Below are 17,479 nucleotides of genomic sequence, written 5' to 3'. Positions count from 1 at the left end.
AACGGTTCACCCCGTTAGAGGCCTTAAGGCCTCTAACGGGGTGAACTTGAGTGAGACCTTCCATACTTAGTGGTCCTGTTCGTAAATATGGTAACGTACCGAGAGGGTCGTAGGGTGGTCTCATCAAGGCGCGCGACTGAGGTGTACCCACTGTGGTACGCCGCAAGGAGCGGAACGCAGATGAGGCCGCCCTACGGCACTCGAATGCGACCGTATTTACGAATAGGGCCACTTAGTCGGAAATTTTGGGTATGATTTTCGGCTTGTATCCCAGGATGGGGTCAATCACAGGCGCATAGCCGGCAGGAACCGGGAAGGGGAACGTCACGATCTCATAAACACCGGAGAGTTCCCTGAGGACGAAATATCCGATTCCTATAAAGAAACCGGAAACGTAACCATAGGAACTGTCGGTGTCAATGGACCTTTTGATGGACTGCTTTGGAATCTCCACCACACCGAAGGCGGTATTGAGGACCCCGCGGCCCAGTTTATCAACGGCAAGCACCAGGTTGTTGGGCGGGTAATCGTTGCTGTTAATCAAGGTGACGGCATTCTGATTGTCGTCTGCAAACAATGAAGCGGAAAGCCCAAATGAGATCATCATACATGAAAAAAAAATCATGAACCATTTCATAGAGTTATCCTCCTATTGATCAGGTTGTTGATTAAGTCCATAGTTATTGTATATGGAATTCCTATGATTGTAAACTAATTTTTTTATGAGTGAAAAAAGGGAAACGAATGGCTCCTGATCAAGAAAAAAGACGACCCTTCCATTGATCCATGGACGCTCAAGTCCGAGATGACTCAAGAGAGAATTCGTCTTCTCAAGGAGAAGATCCTGCCCTGCGATTCAGTTTCCTGAATATAGAGGCGCCGTCAATCCTCTACATAATATCTTTCATAGTGACCATCAATGTACCTGCCGGAACGGTCATAATGTCCAGGAATCCAGACGGATTCCCAGTAACCGCTCTCCATCTGGCGTTCCGAATAGTATTGTTTTCTATAATGTCGGGTTTCAGGCGGGTAGCAGGGTGGGGGGGCAGGCCGGTATTCATAAATCACGGTCGGCGCAGGGTAGACATAGGCCGGTTGCGAATATCCGTAACCTGCCGGACGGTTGAACAGGTGGTCCAGAACCATATAGGAGGCGGCTCCGATGGCGATTCCCTGCCAACGGTGACGGCTTCTTTCGCCTGCTTCTGCCGGTGATAGGACTGAAAGACTGAGAAAGCTGATCAGCATAGCGGGAATCATCCATTTTTTCATAAAGGTCTCCTTTCCTTTTATTTTTTTCAAATAGATCTTTTTTGTTCCCTTTTGTCTATCCTTTATCCTTATGCCTATAATAACGATCAAAAGAACTTTTTATTCACCGGGGACCTTTTTCCTGCATTCGGAATTCATAAACCATTGAAAGGCGTTTAAGACTAAGCTGTGTGTGATCTCCCCATTCTGAATGAGTTCGGAAATCTTTTCCAATGGGATCAGGCAGACATCAATATCCTCTCCAATGTCCAGTTTTTGTTCACCGATCCGGCAGACGTTCCTGGCAAAGAACGTATAGCACCGGTTGTTCATGAAGGCCGGGTTGGGATGAGCCATCCCCAGGGAGAAGATCTCATCGCTGTCATACCCGGTCTCCTCACACATCTCACGCCTCGCCGCTTTGAGCGGGGAGCCGTCTGAAGAATCCACCAGCCCTCCGGGAATCTCAAGGGTAAAAGAACGAATCCCGGCCCGAAATTGACGGATCATCACCACGTGATGGTCGGAGGTCAGGGGGATGATGTTGACCCAGTCCATGGTCTGGAGGATATAAAAAGGGTACTGGTCCCCGGTTCTGGGGGAGATATAGGTCTCCCGCATGAGATCAAAGATACGGAAGTGCTGGATGCATTCGCTTCGGATCGGTTTCCATTCGCGTAACATATTTTTTACTCTATCATGTTTCGGTCCGGTAATAAAGCGCTTTTTCAACAGGGAATCAGGAGGTGAAAAACATGGATTGACAGGAATATTATTGCTGAAGTATCATAAAGTTACAAGGAAGCGCATCCGGTCATGATCTTCTGTTCTTAACGTTCCAAACGTCTATCACCGCGATGGCCCGGGGATGTTCATCCGAATGAGGGGTGCAAGAGACGAAATGACAGTCAAGATCGGAATTATTGATGATGATCAGGGGAGTGTTCAAGCCCTCAGTGAATATGCCGTGACCCTCGGCTATGAGGTGGTTTCCGCACGGGACGGGGAGGAGGGTTTTCAGCTCTTTACCCGGGAAAGGCCGGACATCCTTCTTCTGGACGGGCTCCTTCCTAAACTTCACGGTTTTGACCTGTGCAGGAAGATTAAGGAAATGCCGGAAGGCAAAGAAACCCCGATCCTCCTCATCTCCGGCGTCTACAAAGGGCACAAGTACCGAATGCAGTCCTCCAAGGAATATCTCGCTGACGGTTATTTTGAAAAACCTCTAAATGTCCAGAATCTTTTTACCCGCATCGAGGATCTGACGGGGAATCGGGCCGATGCAGGTGAAGGACTCAACACGGCCCGGCTTCACTTCAAAAAATTAAAAGACGGGACCATTCTACGTCTCCTGCACACGCTATACGGTGAGAACAGAACCGGAATTCTCTACCTGGAAAAAGGGAATATACGGAAATCAATCTATTTCAAGGATGGTTATATCTCCTTTGCCGTCTCCAACCAGAAAGAGGAGCGCCTCGGAGAACTCCTTCTATCCGATCACAAAATCTCGCCTATGCAATACAGTGAAATCTCTCAGACCATGAAAGAGACGGGAAAACGTCTCGGTTTGCTCCTGCTCGAATCGGGCAGGATAGATGCCGCCACGCTGGAGACGTATTTGCAAAGGCAGTTAACCAACATCCTTCACAGCGTCTTCACCTGGAATTCCGGGTATTACGATTTTGTCCCGTCCACGGATCATGATGAGTATATCACACTGAAAGCGGCTCCTGCACAGGTCATCATCCGAGGAGTGCAAAAGACCTATACGGCGGAGATGCTGGAACGCCATTTCCCTGAGATTCATACCGTATTCGTCCTCTCTTCCGACCCCCGTTTCCGTTTTCAGAATATCCAACTGAATGAAAAGGAAGAAAAGATCCTCTCTCTGGTGGATGGAAGCCGTTCGGTGGAGGAGATCGTCCATCAGGCGCAGCTCCCATCGGTTATGGTCAGGAAGTTCCTCTATGCGCTTTTTTTATGCCGGATCATCCATAAAAAAGGCGCAGAAGAGATGACAGAAGACGATGTGGATCTCATGGCCGGTCATGGCGCCGAGCCCTTGATGGATGAGGACCAAAGATCGTCCATCCTGAGGAAATATATCCAGGTGCAGTCACAGAACCCCTACGAGATCCTTGAAATTTCAAAGACAAAAGATAAGAAACTGATCAAACAGGGCTTCATGAAAATGGCCAAGACCTACCATCCGGACCGTTATTTTCACAAGCTGGATGATAAATATAACGACTATATCAAGGTAATCTTCCAGAGGATCAACCAAGTTTATCAGGAACTCCTTCAGAATATATCAAAAACAGAAAAGGAGACCTTGAAAGCCGCCCCTTCGGATCCGTGTCTCAGAGAGCCGCCGAAAGATGAAAGTATATCCCGGGCAGAGCATTTCTTCGAGAAGGGGATGGCCCTTTCCCGGCAGGGCGACCTTGAAGGGGCTCAGAATGCCTTGATTTCAGCCATCCAGGTCCATCCCAAAGAGACCGAATATCATATCCAACTGGGGCTGATATTCATGGAAGGCGCGGATGAACAGCCGGACCGGTTGGATCTGGCGGAGAGCGCCTTTAACTATGCCATGAACCTCTCATCCCGTGATGCCCGGCCGTTTTTCTATCTGGGATGCGTGTACAAGGTCAGGGACGATACCGACCGGTCAGAGCAGATGTTCTCCCGGGCGCTGGAGAGAGACCCGAAATATATTGAGGCGATGAGGGAAATCCGCCTGATCCACCTGCGCAAGAAAAAGAGTATCAAACAGATCTTACAAGAGATGATCGGTATCCAATAGGTCCCGAACTTGCATTTTCTTTCTTCACAAAGTATAATACCATCCATAAAAATGCGGTAGTATTCCAAGGGGAGGATATATGAGAGGGCGTACGTCCTGCATAGGAATGCTGCTCTTTATCTTGACCATGGATGTAGGAGGGGATGCTATGGGATTTGAAATCAAAAGTCCGGCGTTCCGGCAAGAAGGGATGATCCCATCCGGATTCACATGCGACGGGGAGGATGTCTCACCTGGGCTGACCTGGTCGGACCCGCCCAAAGGAACCCGGTCGTTTGCGTTGATCTGCGATGACCCGGACGCTCCCATGGGAACCTGGGTGCACTGGGTTGTCTATAATATCCCGCCGGACAAGCGGGGTCTTGAAGAGGGCTTCCCGATGGATGAAAAACTGCCGGATGGCACGATTCAGGGAATGACGGATTTCCGGAAGGTCGGGTACGGCGGGCCCTGCCCGCCCGGAGGCACGCACCGGTACTACTTCAAGCTTTATGCGCTGGATACCGTCCTCTCCCTTTCTCCTAACGCTGCAAAGAAGGAACTTCTTGAGGCCATGAAAGGCCATCAGCTTGCTGAAGCCCAACTCATGGGCCGCTACAAACGCAAATAGGATTTTTTTCATGTCATCTTTACGCAAGAAGATACTTATTCCCATTCTGTTTCTGCTCGGCCTGTTGCTGATTTTCATGCTGCAGAAACATCCCGGAAGCGATATGGTGAGCATAGAACCGGGCAAATCCGCTCCGGATTTCATGATCAAGGATCTTAAAGGAAACGCAGTGCGTCTATCGGATTTTCGGGGCAAACTCATTTTCCTGAATTTTTGGGCCACATGGTGTCCTCCGTGCAGGGAAGAGATGCCTTCCATAGAGGATCTTTACCGGTCCATGCAGGGCCGGCCGTTTCAAATCCTGGCGGCGAGCGTTGATGATGATCCGAGCCAGGTGGAGGGCTTCCGGAAATTCGGAGGTTATACCTTTCCCATGTTTATGGATCAGAGACAAGAGGCGGCGGCCCTATACAGAACCACCGGTGTCCCTGAGACGTTCCTCATCGGTCCGGATGGAACCCTTCTCTACAAAGTCATTGGGCCTCGGGACTGGACGGATCCCCAAATAACCGGGGTCTTCGAGCAGATCCTTTCTAAAATAAATACGAATCGTCAACCCTAAGGGCCTTTCTGTGTACCGGCGGCAAACCCTGTTCAATCGCTGTTCCCGGCGCCTTTGAAAATTACCCGAAAACAAGCATGAAATAGGCTTTCCTAAATGACGGCGCAAGGAAGAAAGGGACTGCCGGCACTTACAACCTTCCTATTTATTTGGGAAAACATATTATTTTATTCTTGACAGAAGAAAGGGCTCCATGCTAAGTTATTATTAAATAAGTGAATATCTGTTCCATCCTTCAAGACTTGATTTTCAGTAAGGCGATAAAACCGCTTCGAGAAAAAATGCTGGAGGGAGAAATGACAAAGGCAGAACTGGTGGAGACTGTCGTTGAGAACATAAATGGTTTAACGAAGAAGCAGACTGAAGTCATTGTGAACACGATATTTGACAGTATAAAAGACGCCCTGGCACGCGGCGACAAAGTGGAACTGAGGGGTTTCGGAAGTTTCAAGATTCGCGAAAGACGATCCAGGGATGGCCGCAACCCCAAGACCGGCGATCTGGTCCAAGTCCCTTCCAAGAGAGTCCCTTTTTTCAAGGCAGGGAAAGAACTCAAGGTTCGTGTAGACAGTTGATTCCAAATCATTAAAAAGATTTGCAAATTTTAAACAAGCCTCCAAAGAGACCCGGTCATGGATCGGGTTTTTTAATTTATGGTATTATAATATTCTATATTGAATTCTTTTTTCTTGACTCCCTAAAATAATCATGTTAATAATTGATCAATTTTCATACAGTTGAATTTTGTTTTTCAGGGAGGATGATTGTGGGATCAGATAAAATCGTCGTTTTAAATGATCAAAATTTTAAGGAGGAGATCAAATCCTCCCAAGTGCCTATCTTGGTTGATTTCTGGGCCGAATGGTGTGCGCCATGCCGGATGATTGCTCCCATGCTGGAGGAGATCGCCGAGGAGTATAATGAAAAACTGAAGATTGGAAAACTCAATGTCGATCAGAACCGAACCATTGCCGCGCAATATGGGGTGATGTCTATCCCGACGTTGATTCTTTTTAAGGATGGTGAGATGGTGGAACAGATGATCGGCGCCCAACCCAAAGAAAATCTGCTCAAGATTATAAAGTCGGCGCTTTAGGTTTCCTTCCCAAGTGAGGAGATATCCAATGGACTACGAGAATGCAGCGGAGCTGCTCAAGATCATGGGGCATCCAACCAGGTTAAGGATTCTGATGCACTTAAAAAACGAGAACAAGTGTGTTAAAAATATATGGGAGAGTTTGTCTCTTCCGCAAGCCAATGTTTCTCAGCATCTCATCCTGATGAAGAACAAGGGTATTCTTAATTCCGAAAGAAAGGGTTCACAGATTTGTTATTTCCTGAATAACAAAAGTGTGATGAACATCCTCAAATACCTTGAGGGCGGGAGCGACGGCCTGAATCCATAAAGGCCGCCCCAAGCGCTTTCCCCTTCATCAGGCCTTCATTCCAAATTCTATTGTCCACCCCTGACCAATATGTTATAGTAACTTTTCTTATTTTCAGCAGAGAAGACGTATGTCTTGTCCGCATATCTTTTTAAATATTTGTTTCATGCAATCGTTTTCCTGATCCAGCTCGAATAGAAGAGTCAACATGAGAAGACATAAGGGAATTGCCAGAGCGGCCGGGATCATCGGCGCCTCTACGCTCATGAGCCGGATCATGGGGTACGTCCGGGATATGGTCATGAGCGGCCTTTTCGGCGCAGGCATGATGACGGATGCCTATATCGCAGCCTTCCGGATTCCGAATTATTTGATCAGGATCTTCGGAGAAGGGACTCTGAATGCGTCCTTCGTCCCTGTCTTTACGGAGACCCTGAACCGGAAAGGACGGGAGCATGCATGGGATCTGGCGAATGTCGTGATCACGGTGATCTTCACCATCCTATCATTGTTTGTGATCCTCGGTATGATCTTCACACCAGGCCTGGTCAAGGCCATTACGCCCGGATTTACCAAGGACCCCATGCAGTTCAACCTTACGGTTCTCCTGACCAGGATCATCTTTCCGGTGGCGGTTTTTGTGGGGCTTTCCGCTGCATCCATGGGGATCCTGAACTCGTTGAACCACTTCGGATCACCGGCCATCGCCCCATCTTTTTTCAACCTCATGATTATCTTATCCGCGCTCTTTCTGAGCCCGCATCTCCCGGTCCCGATCACGAGTCTCGCCATCGGGGTCCTGATGGGAGGACTCCTGCAGATATCGGTACAGGTCCCCTTCCTGATCAGAAAGGGGTTCAGGTTCAGGTACCGGCTCGATCTTGCCCATCAGGGGATGCGGAAGATTTTCAGCTTAATGGTCCCCGGCGTCATCGGCCAAAGCGTCCTGCAGATTAATCTCTTCATAGGGAATCTGCTGGCTTCCTTTCTTCCCGCGGGAAGCATCACCTATCTTTTTTTTGCAGACCGGCTTGTACAGTTTCCACTCGCCGTATTCGGGTTTTCTGCGGCCACGGCCATGCTTCCCGCTCTCTCCGTTCATGCCTCCAATAAAAATATCCCGGAGATGGTGGAAACCCTTTCAAAAGCCATGAGGATGGTCCTCTTTCTGATGATCCCCTCCATGATCGGGCTTCTGGTCCTGAAGACGCCGATCGTGAATACCCTCTTTCAAAGGGGGAGTTTCGGGGCGGCTGCCACTCAGGGGACGGCATCCGCCTTGATGTTTTATTCATTAGGGCTTTGGGCGTTTGCCGAGGTCCGCATGGTCGCACAGACCTTCTACGCCGTGCAGGATACCTGGACTCCCATGAAAGTAGCGGCCCTTTCGCTCCTGGTCAACCTTCTCCTGAGTCTGTTTTTGATGAGGTATCTTCAGCATTCAGGACTTGCCCTGGCCAATTCCCTTTCTTCCATGCTCAATGTATCGGTGCTGATCTGGATCTTAAGGAGGCGGATCGGACCTCTTCAAGGGAGGATGATTTTCCGTTCCGTTATAAAAATCTTCTCGGCCTCGCTGGTGATGGGGATATTTGCCTATTACGGCGCCTACCATGGCGTGGAGGGAAACCTGTGGTTATCATCCGGCCATGCCCTGAAAAAAATATTTTACCTGGGAAGGGGAATCCTCATGGGTGTCGCATCCTATGTCATCCTGTGTACGGCCTTGAAGGTGGAAGAGTTCGAAGTCATGCGGAAATGGATATTCAAGATTCCTGCGGAAGGAAAGAGTAAGGTCTCATAAACCTGTGATGAAAAGAAAGAGAACTTCAAAAAGAACGGCCGGAAGATCTCAAAAAAATCGTGGACGATTCTGGATATCCTGGTGGGTTTTTCTGGGGCTTCTGGTCTCAGCCATATCGGTTCTTCTTTATCTTGAAATTTATCGTGAAAGACTCCAGCAATGGATCCACCCCGTGCCCGAAAAGGAGGAGCCCGGGAGGGCTGCTTCCGAACTGGACAAGGCCGGCCGTCTTTTTGACGAGCATTGCCGGTCTGTTTTTGAAAAAGCGGGGATGGATTCCCAGTTCATCATGATCCGGCAGCATCCGGAAGGCCTGGGCGGCGGGACATTTATTTTCAAACGTTACGAAGTCCGGATCACTGTAAAAGATAAAATATCCGAGCTGGAAAGAGCATTGGATCTTGCGGCCGGAAGCCTGCCGGGGGCCACCATGCTGATCCGGAAGGAGATATCCGGCGGGGAGGAACGCACAACCCTGAGTCTTAGGATGCGGGAACGGGTGATCCGCCAGGTAGTCCTGATTCCTCAGGGAGAGGCTGTCTTCCAACCCTCTCCCTCTCCGGCGCCTTTCAGGGTGGCCATTATCGTTGATGATATCGGCCTCAGCCTTGTGCCGGTCAAGATGCTGTTATCCCTGGACCAGCCGATCACCTTCTCGATCATCCCGGGGCTGCAACATTCCTTGGATGCCGCCGGCTTGATCCATGAAAAAAAAAGAGAGATCATGCTTCATATTCCCATGGAGCCTTTGAATTATCCCCGGAAGAATCCCGGAGACCGATCGCTTACGGTCAGCATGGACCCCGAAGAAATCAGGAGACGTGTGGGTGAACTGATCCAAGAGGTCCCCTATCTTTCCGGGGTGAATAACCATATGGGATCCCGATTCACCCAGGATCGTGGACGCATGTCCGTGGTGCTTGAAGAACTCAAAAAAAGGAACCTCTTCTTTATAGACAGTCTGACCGTAAAGAATTCCACGGCCTATGATGAATCTCTGCGTCTCGGCGTCAAGTCCGGCAGGCGGGACATCTTCCTCGATAATCTTGATCATGAAGAATCGGTCATCCAACAGATCGACCAGTTGATCCGGCTGGCTAAACGCAGGGGTTATGCCATTGCCATTTGTCATCCCAAGGAGAGCACCATCAAGGCGCTGAAGGATTCCATGGAAAAGTTCCGTTCTCAGGGAGTCGAAATCGTGCCGGTCTCCGAACTGATCGGTGTTTCCTGAAAGGGTTCATCAGATGCTTTGCCTCGGTATAGAGACATCCTGCGATGAGACCTCGGCAGCCGTGGTCGAGGATGGAAGGAAGATCCGGTCCAACATCATCGCCTCACAGACGGAGATACACGGAAAATATGGCGGCGTGGTCCCGGAAATCGCGTCCAGACATCATGTGGAACAGATCTCGCAGGTGGTGGACCTTGCTCTTGAAGAGTCCGGCGCCAAGCTGAATCAAATCGACCTGATCGGGGTAACCTACGGGCCCGGTCTGGTGGGCGCCCTGTTGGTGGGGCTCTCTTTTGCAAAGGCCATGGCCTTTGCCTGCGGGATCCCCTTGGTCGGCGTGAACCACATCCAGGGTCACATCCATGCCGTCTCTCTCGAGGCCGAGGTCCCCTATCCTTTTCTCAGCCTGGTGGTTTCCGGCGGTCATACCGAACTGATCCATGTCAGGGAATTCGGCGATTATACCCTCTTGGGAAAAACAAGGGATGATGCCGTAGGCGAGGCATTCGACAAGACAGCTAAAATCATGGGACTGGGTTACCCCGGCGGGCCGGTCCTCGATGCCCTGGCCGAGAAAGGGAATCCCCATTTTGTGGAATTTCCAAGATCCATGCTCTCTCCCGGGTCCTTGGATTTCAGCTTCAGCGGTCTTAAGACCGCGGTTTTAAACTTTCTCTTAAAAAACGGGTGGGGCCCCGAAGGGGAGGAAGCCGCCGGGCTGCAGGAGCGCCTATCGGACATCGCAGCCTCTTTTCAGGAGGCGGCGGTTCAGGTCCTGGTTGACAAGGCGATGACGGCCCTTGAGACGTATGGATTTGAGCGCATGGTCCTCTCCGGTGGTGTGGCATCCAACCGCCGTCTAAGAGAACGGTTGAAACAGGAGTTGGAAAAGAGGGGCGCCGGGTTTTTTGTCCCCTCTCCGATTCTCTGCACGGATAATGCGGCGATGATTGCCTCGGCTGCCGCCCAGTCCTTCAAAATGGGCCATAAGGACGGTCTGGACTTGAATGCATCAGCCGGCCTCTCCCTCGGGCATGTTTCAGACTCAGAGGATACGAGGAGTTGACAGGGAGCGCATTTTCAACGTACACTATCGAAAATGAAAATTAAAGATCTTGATCTGGGGTTAGGGTTGGCGGCGGCGCCGATAGCAGGGGTGAGTGACCTTGCCTTTCGTCTTTTAGCAAGACGAAACGGCGCAGATCTGGTTTTTACCGAGATGATTTCATCCGCGTCCCTGACCCGGAATCCCGGCCTGAATGCACGGCATATCATGACCGATGATGAGGAAAGGCCGGTTGCGGCGCAGATCTTCGGGGCGGATCCGGATGAGATGGCCCGCGCCGCTTCGATACTTTCAGAGAAAGGTTTTGATCTGATCGATATTAATATCGGCTGTCCCGTAAGGAAGGTGATCCGTTCAGGCGCCGGGTCAGCCCTGCTGCGGGACATCCGTCAGGCATGGAAGGTGATCCATGCCGTGGTTCATGCCACCCATCTGCCGGTGACCGTCAAGACTCGTTCAGGCTGGGACCAGGAGAGCCTGTGTGCCGTGGATCTTGCCCTTGCCGCAGAGGATGCGGGCGCCGCGGCATTGACCCTCCACCCCAGGACAAAATCCCAGGCGTTCTGCGGCCGTTCCGATTGGGAGATCATCCGGAAGGTCAAGGCGTCCTTGAAAATTCCGGTGATAGGCAACGGGGATATCAAGGTCCCGGAGGATGGTGAGAGGATGTTCAGGGAGACCCATTGCGACGGAATCATGATCGGGCGTGCGGCCATGGGAAATCCATGGATCTTCAGCAGCCTGCGTTCACTCCTTCTATACGGAAAGGCGGACCCGCGTCCTGATCCGGAAACCATTAAACAGACCCTGCTCATGCATCTCAAAATGGAAGTGGAACTCAAAGGGGGAAAAGGCGTTCCCTACATGAGAAAGTTTGCGGGCTGGTATTCAAGAGGACTTCCCGGGTCGGCCGAATTTCGGAACCGGATCCATCGCGTGGAACATGATGAGGAATTCCGCAGGCTGGTTAAAGAATATTTTGATTCCGTGAAGAATAGGATATGGGCTGATCGGGCCGCTCCATGAATAAAAAGGAGAAAAGACCGGACGGGTTCAGCCGTCCGGCACGGCAGGTTCAGGAGTATTATGACAATATCCTCTCCAGTCTGATCGACGGGATCGTTGTGGTGGACCAGGATTTTTGTATCACGACATTCAGCGCAACCGCGGAGCAGATGACGGGAATCCAGACCGGATCCGTTCAAGGAAAGAGGCTCTCGGAAATCTTCGAAGAGGAATCCGGAATCCATACCCTGGCCAGGAAAACCATCCTGACGGGGAGGAGTTATTCAGACTCCAATTTTTCCATACACGGATATTTCGGCGATCGCCGTGATATCGGATTGGCCACGTCTCCGCTGATCGATTACAAGGGCGCGTCGATCGGCGTGGTGATTGTCTTCAGGGACCTCTCACAGGTCAAGTCACTGGAAGAACGCCTTCGAAAGGGTGAACGCCTGGCCTCTCTCGGCATCCTCGCCGCCGGCATGGCGCATGAGATCAAGAATCCTCTGGGCGGAATCCGGGGGGCCGCTCAGCTCCTTTGCAAAGAGATGGGTGAAGGACATCTCCTGCAGGAGTACACGGATGTGATCATCCGGGAGGCGGATCGATTGAATAAGATCGTACAGGGACTGCTCGATTTTTCAAGACCGACTGAGTTAAGGCTTCGTCCCACGAATCTCCATCAGGTCCTGGAACGGGTCGCATCCCTGGTTCAGATGGAATCCCCATCCGGAAAGGTCGGTATTGTCCGGCGCTTTGATCCGAGTCTCCCCCTTATCAAGGCGGACCCTGACCCCTTAAGCCAGGTCTTTCTGAACTTGTTTAAAAACGGGATCGATGCCATGGGAGGGGAGGGCGTCCTTTCTCTCACCACACGGATGCTCCCCGGATACCGGATGCAGGATGGAGGGCATGAAAAAAAGGGGATGATCTCCGTGGATATCGAGGATAGAGGATGCGGGATCGGCCCGGAGGAGATCGAGAAGATATTCGATCCTTTTTATACCCGCAAGGCCGGAGGCGTGGGCCTGGGACTTTCGATCAGCCATAGGATCATCGAGGAACATGGAGGCAAGATTGAGGTCACGAGCGCTCCGGGCAAGGGGACGTGTTTCCATGTCTGTCTGCCGGTCGTCATCCCGATGAAGGACGGGTGACCGGGTCCGATCTTTCAGGATCTGCTCTGAACGCGGTAAAGAAAGGCGCTTATGATTGAAAAAAAGATTCTGGTGATCGACGATGATGAAAGCATGCGCTGGGTGATCAAAAAGGCCCTGGAAAAGGAAGGATACCAGGCCGACGTTTCATCGAATGCAGAGGAGGGGATGAAGCGGCTGGACAAGGAGAAATTCCCCCTCGTGATCCTGGACATCCTGATGCCCGGCATGAGCGGACTGGAATGCCTCAAGGAGATCCGCCGGAGGGATGCGAAATCACTCGCCATCGTCATGACGGCCCAGGCGACCATGCAGAACGCCATTGAGGCCATGAAGCAGGGCGCCTTTGATTACCTGACCAAGCCCTTCGATATGGAGGCATTAAACATCATCGTTTCAAAGGCATGGCGGGTCCTTGAGTTGAATGATGAATTGCAGGTCCTGAAAGAAGAGATTCGTGAAAAATTCGAGTCCGTAACCGTGGTAGGGGAGAGCGCGAAGATGCAGGAGATCTTCAAGACCATCGGACGGATTGCCGAACGGGATGTCACGGTCCTGCTGACCGGAGAAAGCGGCACAGGCAAGGAAGTGATTGCCAGGGCGCTTCATTATAACAGCCGCCGTTTCGGAAAGCCGTTCATCCCCGTGAATCTTGCGGCCATCCCTGGAAATCTTCTCGAGTCTGAACTTTTCGGCCATGAGAAAGGGGCTTTTACCGGAGCGGTTGCGCAGAAAACAGGTAAGTTTGAACAGGCGCACGGAGGGACCATCTTCCTTGATGAAATCGGCGATTTAGAGAAAAATCTGCAGACCAAACTTCTCCGTGTTCTTCAGGAGAAGGAGATCGAGCGGGTCGGAGGGAGCGGTCCGATCCCCGTGGACGTCAGAATCCTGGCAGCCACAAACAGCAACCTTGAGAAAAGAGTCAAGGAAGGGCTTTTCCGTGATGACCTCTTCTTCCGTTTGAACGTGGTCCCCATCCATATCCCTCCACTCAGGGAACACAAAGAGGATATCCCGCTCCTGCTGAAGTTTTTTATGGAGAGAGGGAGAAAGGAACTGGGGTCTCAGGTGACCGGATACGCCGAGGATACCTTGAATGGCCTGATTGATTACGACTGGCCCGGCAACGTCCGGGAACTTGAAAACATGGTGAAACGGGCTTTGGTGATGACCAGCGGCAAGAATCTGACCCCGGATTCATTCCCATCTCTTATCCCGGATCCATCCGGCGCGGAGCAGGATCTGAGGAAGAGCTTCGATCTTTGTATCCAGAACAACCTTCATGAGTTTGTCCATCGGATGATTCAGGCCGATGCAGAAGGAATACTCAAACAGGTGATGGAGCGCATTGAGACGCCGATGCTTGAGATGGTATTGAAAGAGGTCGGGGGAAACCAGATCAAGGCCTCACGGATACTCGGGATCAACCGGAACACATTGCGCAAGAAGATCAAGGCATATGATATTCATATCAGAGACCATAAGAGCGGCAGAGGATGACCATCCCTGCATGGCAATCTGTTTTCCCTTGACAAGTTCATGGCGGGTTGTTATATTATACTGCATTTTTTACCGCCTTGCAAGTGATGTTCATCTTAAAAATATATTTTTTAAATTTCAAGGGGGAGGAGAACAAATGACTAAAGCAGAATTGATTGAAGCGATGGCCGCCGACGCGAATGTCAGCAAGACCTCAGCCGGGAAGAGTCTGGATTCCCTGATCACGAATATATCCAAGGCCCTTAAAAAGGGTGAAAAGGTGACGCTCATGGGATTCGGCACCTTTTCAGTGGCCAAGAGAAAGGCGCGTGACGGGAGAAATCCGAGGACCGGTGAGATGATCAAGATTAAAGCAAGAAAAGTCGCTAAGTTCTCGCCGGGCAAGGAACTGCGTGAATCCATCTGAGGCTGCAGCCCGAAAGCAGACCTTTTAATGGTCGGATCAGACCGATTCAAAGGGCTCGGGAGTCATTTTGACCCTCATTTCACGTGGAAAGTGCGTGAGAACGCATTATTTTTGTCTTGACAAAATCTTGTAAAATCAATTAAATTACCTTGATAAAAAGATCATAAAGGCGGTTAGCTCAGTTGGTTAGAGCGCCACGTTGACATCGTGGAGGTCGCTGGTTCAACTCCAGTACCGCCTACCATAAGGAATGAATCAAATCCGGGGAATATTTGTGAAATAATCATGATAGGGGGGCGTCACAACGGATCGTACTTGGATGTGATGCCCTTTTTCTATTTCTATCCTGTGGAACATACGATGGGAAAAGAGAAAGTCAGAGTTCGTATCGGCAACATGGACGGCATGGAAGTGGATGCGGGAACAGAGATCTCAAAGGTTCTGGAGCGATTGGATCCTGACGTCAAGAAAAATACCGCGGCCGTGATATGCAACGGGAAAGCGGCGGATCTTTGTGTTCGGATCTCAGAGCCCTGTGAAATAGAGACCATTCTTATGGAATCTCCGGAGGGTGAGGAGATATTGAGGCATACCTCGTCGCATATCATGGCCCAGTCCGTGAAAGAGCTCTTTCCGGATACCCGGCTCGCCATCGGCCCCACCATAGAGAACGGGTTCTATTATGATTTCGATACGGCAAAGCCGTTCACCCCGGAGGATTTGGATAAAATCACGGAACGGATGCAGGAGATCATACGAAGGGCCTATCCGGTGGTCAGGATGGAAATGACCCCGGGTGAAGCCATCTCGTTTTTTGAGAAGAGGCGCGAACCCTACAAGGTGGAGCTGATTCGGAATCTGATGAATGAATCCACGGTCTCGCTCTATGCCCAAGGGGATTTCGTGGACCTCTGCCGCGGGCCTCATCTTCCCAATACGTCCATGCTGAAGCACTTCAAGCTCTTGAATGTGGCCGGAGCGTATTGGAGAGGAGACGAGAGGAACCCCATGCTCCAGCGGATTTACGGAACCTCTTTTGCACGGGAGGAAAGACTCCGGAACCACTTGAAAATGATCGAGGAGGCCGAAAAGAGAGACCACCGGCGGCTTGGCCGGGAACTCGATCTTTTCGAGATCAACGAGACCGTCGGGGCCGGCCTGATCCTGTACCATCCGAAAGGGGCCATGCTCCGGTGGATCCTGGAGGATTTTGAGAAGTCCGAACACCTGAAGAGAGGTTATTTGCCGGTCATCGGGCCTCAGATCTTAAAGAGCGATGTATGGCGGATCTCAGGCCACTATGACTACTACAAGGAAAACATGTATTTCACTGAGATCGAGGGGAAAGAATATGGGATCAAACCCATGAACTGCCCGGCCCACATGATGATTTTCAAGTCCAAGACACGAAGTTACCGTGACCTCCCGATCCGGTTCTTCGAACTCGGGATGGTCCACCGGCATGAAAAGACCGGTGTGCTGCACGGTCTGCTCAGGGTCAGAGGGTTTACCCAGGACGATGCCCATATCTTTTGTCTCCCCGAACAGATGACCGGCGAGATCATCGGAATCATGGATTTCGTGCGGGACGTCATGAAGATTTTCGGATTCGAGTACACCCTGGAGATCAGCACCCGTCCGGAAAAATCCATCGGATCCGACGAGGACTGGGAGCGGGCCACCCGGGCGCTCATGGATGCGCTGAAAGAGCGCCGGCTTGCCTACACGATCAATGAGGGAGACGGGGCATTCTACGGTCCCAAGATTGATGTCAAGATCAAAGACGCGATCGGACGGAGCTGGCAATGCGCCACGATCCAGTGTGATTTCACCCTTCCTGAACGATTCAAACTCCGTTATGCGGGGCAGGACGGCACGGAACACAGGCCGGTCATGCTCCACCGGGTGATTCTGGGATCGCTGGAACGTTTCATGGCCGTGCTCATCGAACATTATGCAGGAAGGTTTCCTGTCTGGCTGGCGCCGGTACAGGCTGTGGTGATCAATATCACGGACAAACATCTCCCTTACGCCGCCGAGGTCAAAGAGAAATTCGTCAAGGCCGGGATCCGCACCGATCTGGACGCGAGAAATGAGAAGATGGGATACAAAATCCGGGAGGCGCAGGTCCAGAAAGTCCCCTACATGATCATTGTAGGGGAACGGGAGATGGAGGCATCGAAGATCTCACTACGATCCAGGGACCGGGGAGATCTGGGGACAAAGGACATCGAATCTTCTATTCAAGACATCCGGAAGGAAATAGAAGAGAAGCGCATACCGGAAGAGACCGTCGAGCGGGTGTGATCTTTTTGTCCGGGAATGGGATATTGCCGGTGGGTCATCTCCAAAAGAGCGGGTGAAAACATAAGGGTTCAAGGGGTCAAGTGAAGTGCTTTTCAAGACTTGAGGGTCCGAGGGGTCAAGGATTCAAGGGGTCAAGTGAAGTGCTGAAAACATCAAGGGTCAAGGGTTCCAGTGTTTTTTTCTGGAGATTTTGATTGCATTTCAGTATCTCACTTGACCCCTTGACCCCTGGAATCCTTGACCCCTTCTTACCCACTATATGGCCGAGGGCTCGTAGAGGAGAAGAACCTTAATTTATTGAAGGAGGTGATTGTATAAAAAAAAGAGACAACCAGAAAGAGCGGGTGAATCAGGATATCCGGGCGCCGGAGGTCCGT

General features: G+C 51.1%; 17 protein-coding genes and 1 tRNA gene. 15 read left to right on the top strand and 3 right to left on the bottom strand.

Annotated elements, in window-relative coordinates:
• Nucleotides 1-232: 232 nt before the first annotated feature.
• The 3 genes from AUK29_07020 to AUK29_07010 all read right to left on the bottom strand — a co-directional run bounded on the left by AUK29_07020 (nt 233) and on the right by AUK29_07010 (nt 1,938).
• Nucleotides 233-637 carry a hypothetical protein gene (locus AUK29_07020; GenBank protein ID OIP63231.1) on the bottom strand — a complete coding sequence of 135 codons (405 nt, stop codon included), beginning with the start codon at nt 635-637 and terminating at the stop codon, nt 233-235.
• 245 nt (nt 638-882) lie between these two features.
• Complete coding sequence (locus tag AUK29_07015; protein OIP63230.1) at nt 883-1,365, bottom strand: hypothetical protein; 483 nt, start codon at nt 1,363-1,365, stop codon at nt 883-885.
• 9 nt (nt 1,366-1,374) lie between these two features.
• Nucleotides 1,375-1,938 (bottom strand): hypothetical protein, encoded by a 564-nt coding sequence (locus AUK29_07010; GenBank protein ID OIP63229.1) that lies wholly within the window; start codon nt 1,936-1,938, stop codon nt 1,375-1,377.
• Nucleotides 1,939-2,155: 217 nt separating this feature from the next.
• Between AUK29_07010 and AUK29_07005 the strand changes: the two genes are divergently transcribed.
• The 15 genes from AUK29_07005 to AUK29_06935 all read left to right on the top strand — a co-directional run bounded on the left by AUK29_07005 (nt 2,156) and on the right by AUK29_06935 (nt 17,102).
• Nucleotides 2,156-4,063, top strand: coding sequence for a hypothetical protein (locus AUK29_07005; protein ID OIP63228.1), 1,908 nt, complete (start codon nt 2,156-2,158; stop codon nt 4,061-4,063).
• Nucleotides 4,064-4,211: 148 nt separating this feature from the next.
• On the top strand, nt 4,212-4,673 hold the full coding sequence (locus tag AUK29_07000) for a phosphatidylethanolamine-binding protein (protein OIP63234.1): 462 nt from the start codon (nt 4,212-4,214) through the stop codon (nt 4,671-4,673).
• Nucleotides 4,674-4,683: 10 nt separating this feature from the next.
• Nucleotides 4,684-5,235: a hypothetical protein gene (locus AUK29_06995; protein ID OIP63227.1), complete on the top strand. Its 552-nt coding sequence runs from the start codon at nt 4,684-4,686 to the stop codon at nt 5,233-5,235.
• A 296-nt stretch (nt 5,236-5,531) separates the two neighbouring features.
• Nucleotides 5,532-5,810, top strand: a complete 279-nt coding sequence (locus AUK29_06990) for an integration host factor subunit beta (GenBank protein ID OIP63233.1) — start codon at nt 5,532-5,534, stop codon at nt 5,808-5,810.
• A gap of 185 nt (nt 5,811-5,995) precedes the next feature.
• Nucleotides 5,996-6,331 (top strand): thioredoxin, encoded by a 336-nt coding sequence (locus AUK29_06985; GenBank protein OIP63226.1) that lies wholly within the window; start codon nt 5,996-5,998, stop codon nt 6,329-6,331.
• Between the two features lie 28 nt (nt 6,332-6,359).
• Nucleotides 6,360-6,641, top strand: a complete 282-nt coding sequence (locus tag AUK29_06980) for a hypothetical protein (GenBank protein OIP63225.1) — start codon at nt 6,360-6,362, stop codon at nt 6,639-6,641.
• Nucleotides 6,642-6,828: 187 nt separating this feature from the next.
• The gene (locus AUK29_06975) at nt 6,829-8,424 is read left to right on the top strand and encodes a murein biosynthesis integral membrane protein MurJ (GenBank protein OIP63224.1); all 1,596 of its coding nucleotides are present in this window, start codon (nt 6,829-6,831) and stop codon (nt 8,422-8,424) included.
• 7 nt (nt 8,425-8,431) lie between these two features.
• Nucleotides 8,432-9,658, top strand: coding sequence for a hypothetical protein (locus tag AUK29_06970; GenBank protein OIP63223.1), 1,227 nt, complete (start codon nt 8,432-8,434; stop codon nt 9,656-9,658).
• Between the two features lie 13 nt (nt 9,659-9,671).
• Nucleotides 9,672-10,724 carry a tRNA (adenosine(37)-N6)-threonylcarbamoyltransferase complex transferase subunit TsaD gene (locus AUK29_06965; GenBank protein OIP63222.1) on the top strand — a complete coding sequence of 351 codons (1,053 nt, stop codon included), beginning with the start codon at nt 9,672-9,674 and terminating at the stop codon, nt 10,722-10,724.
• Between the two features lie 33 nt (nt 10,725-10,757).
• Nucleotides 10,758-11,750 carry a tRNA dihydrouridine synthase DusB gene (locus tag AUK29_06960; protein OIP63221.1) on the top strand — a complete coding sequence of 331 codons (993 nt, stop codon included), beginning with the start codon at nt 10,758-10,760 and terminating at the stop codon, nt 11,748-11,750.
• Nucleotides 11,747-12,886 carry a hypothetical protein gene (locus tag AUK29_06955; GenBank protein ID OIP63220.1) on the top strand — a complete coding sequence of 380 codons (1,140 nt, stop codon included), beginning with the start codon at nt 11,747-11,749 and terminating at the stop codon, nt 12,884-12,886. Before AUK29_06960 ends, AUK29_06955 begins: the two co-directional genes overlap by 4 nt.
• Before the next feature lie 51 nt (nt 12,887-12,937).
• On the top strand, nt 12,938-14,389 hold the full coding sequence (locus AUK29_06950; protein ID OIP63219.1) for a two-component system response regulator: 1,452 nt from the start codon (nt 12,938-12,940) through the stop codon (nt 14,387-14,389).
• 136 nt (nt 14,390-14,525) lie between these two features.
• Nucleotides 14,526-14,795, top strand: coding sequence for a DNA-binding protein HU (locus tag AUK29_06945; GenBank protein ID OIP63218.1), 270 nt, complete (start codon nt 14,526-14,528; stop codon nt 14,793-14,795).
• A 167-nt stretch (nt 14,796-14,962) separates the two neighbouring features.
• Nucleotides 14,963-15,039, top strand: a tRNA-Val gene (locus AUK29_06940).
• Between the two features lie 116 nt (nt 15,040-15,155).
• The gene (locus AUK29_06935) at nt 15,156-17,102 is read left to right on the top strand and encodes a threonine--tRNA ligase (GenBank protein OIP63232.1); all 1,947 of its coding nucleotides are present in this window, start codon (nt 15,156-15,158) and stop codon (nt 17,100-17,102) included.
• Nucleotides 17,103-17,479: the final 377 nt, after the last annotated feature.

This window comes from Nitrospirae bacterium CG2_30_53_67 (genome assembly GCA_001873285.1).
GTDB lineage: Bacteria > CG2-30-53-67 > CG2-30-53-67 > CG2-30-53-67 > CG2-30-53-67 > CG2-30-53-67.
The sequence above is the reverse complement of the archived record's forward strand: the minus strand, read 5'-3'. Positions and strand labels throughout refer to the sequence as shown.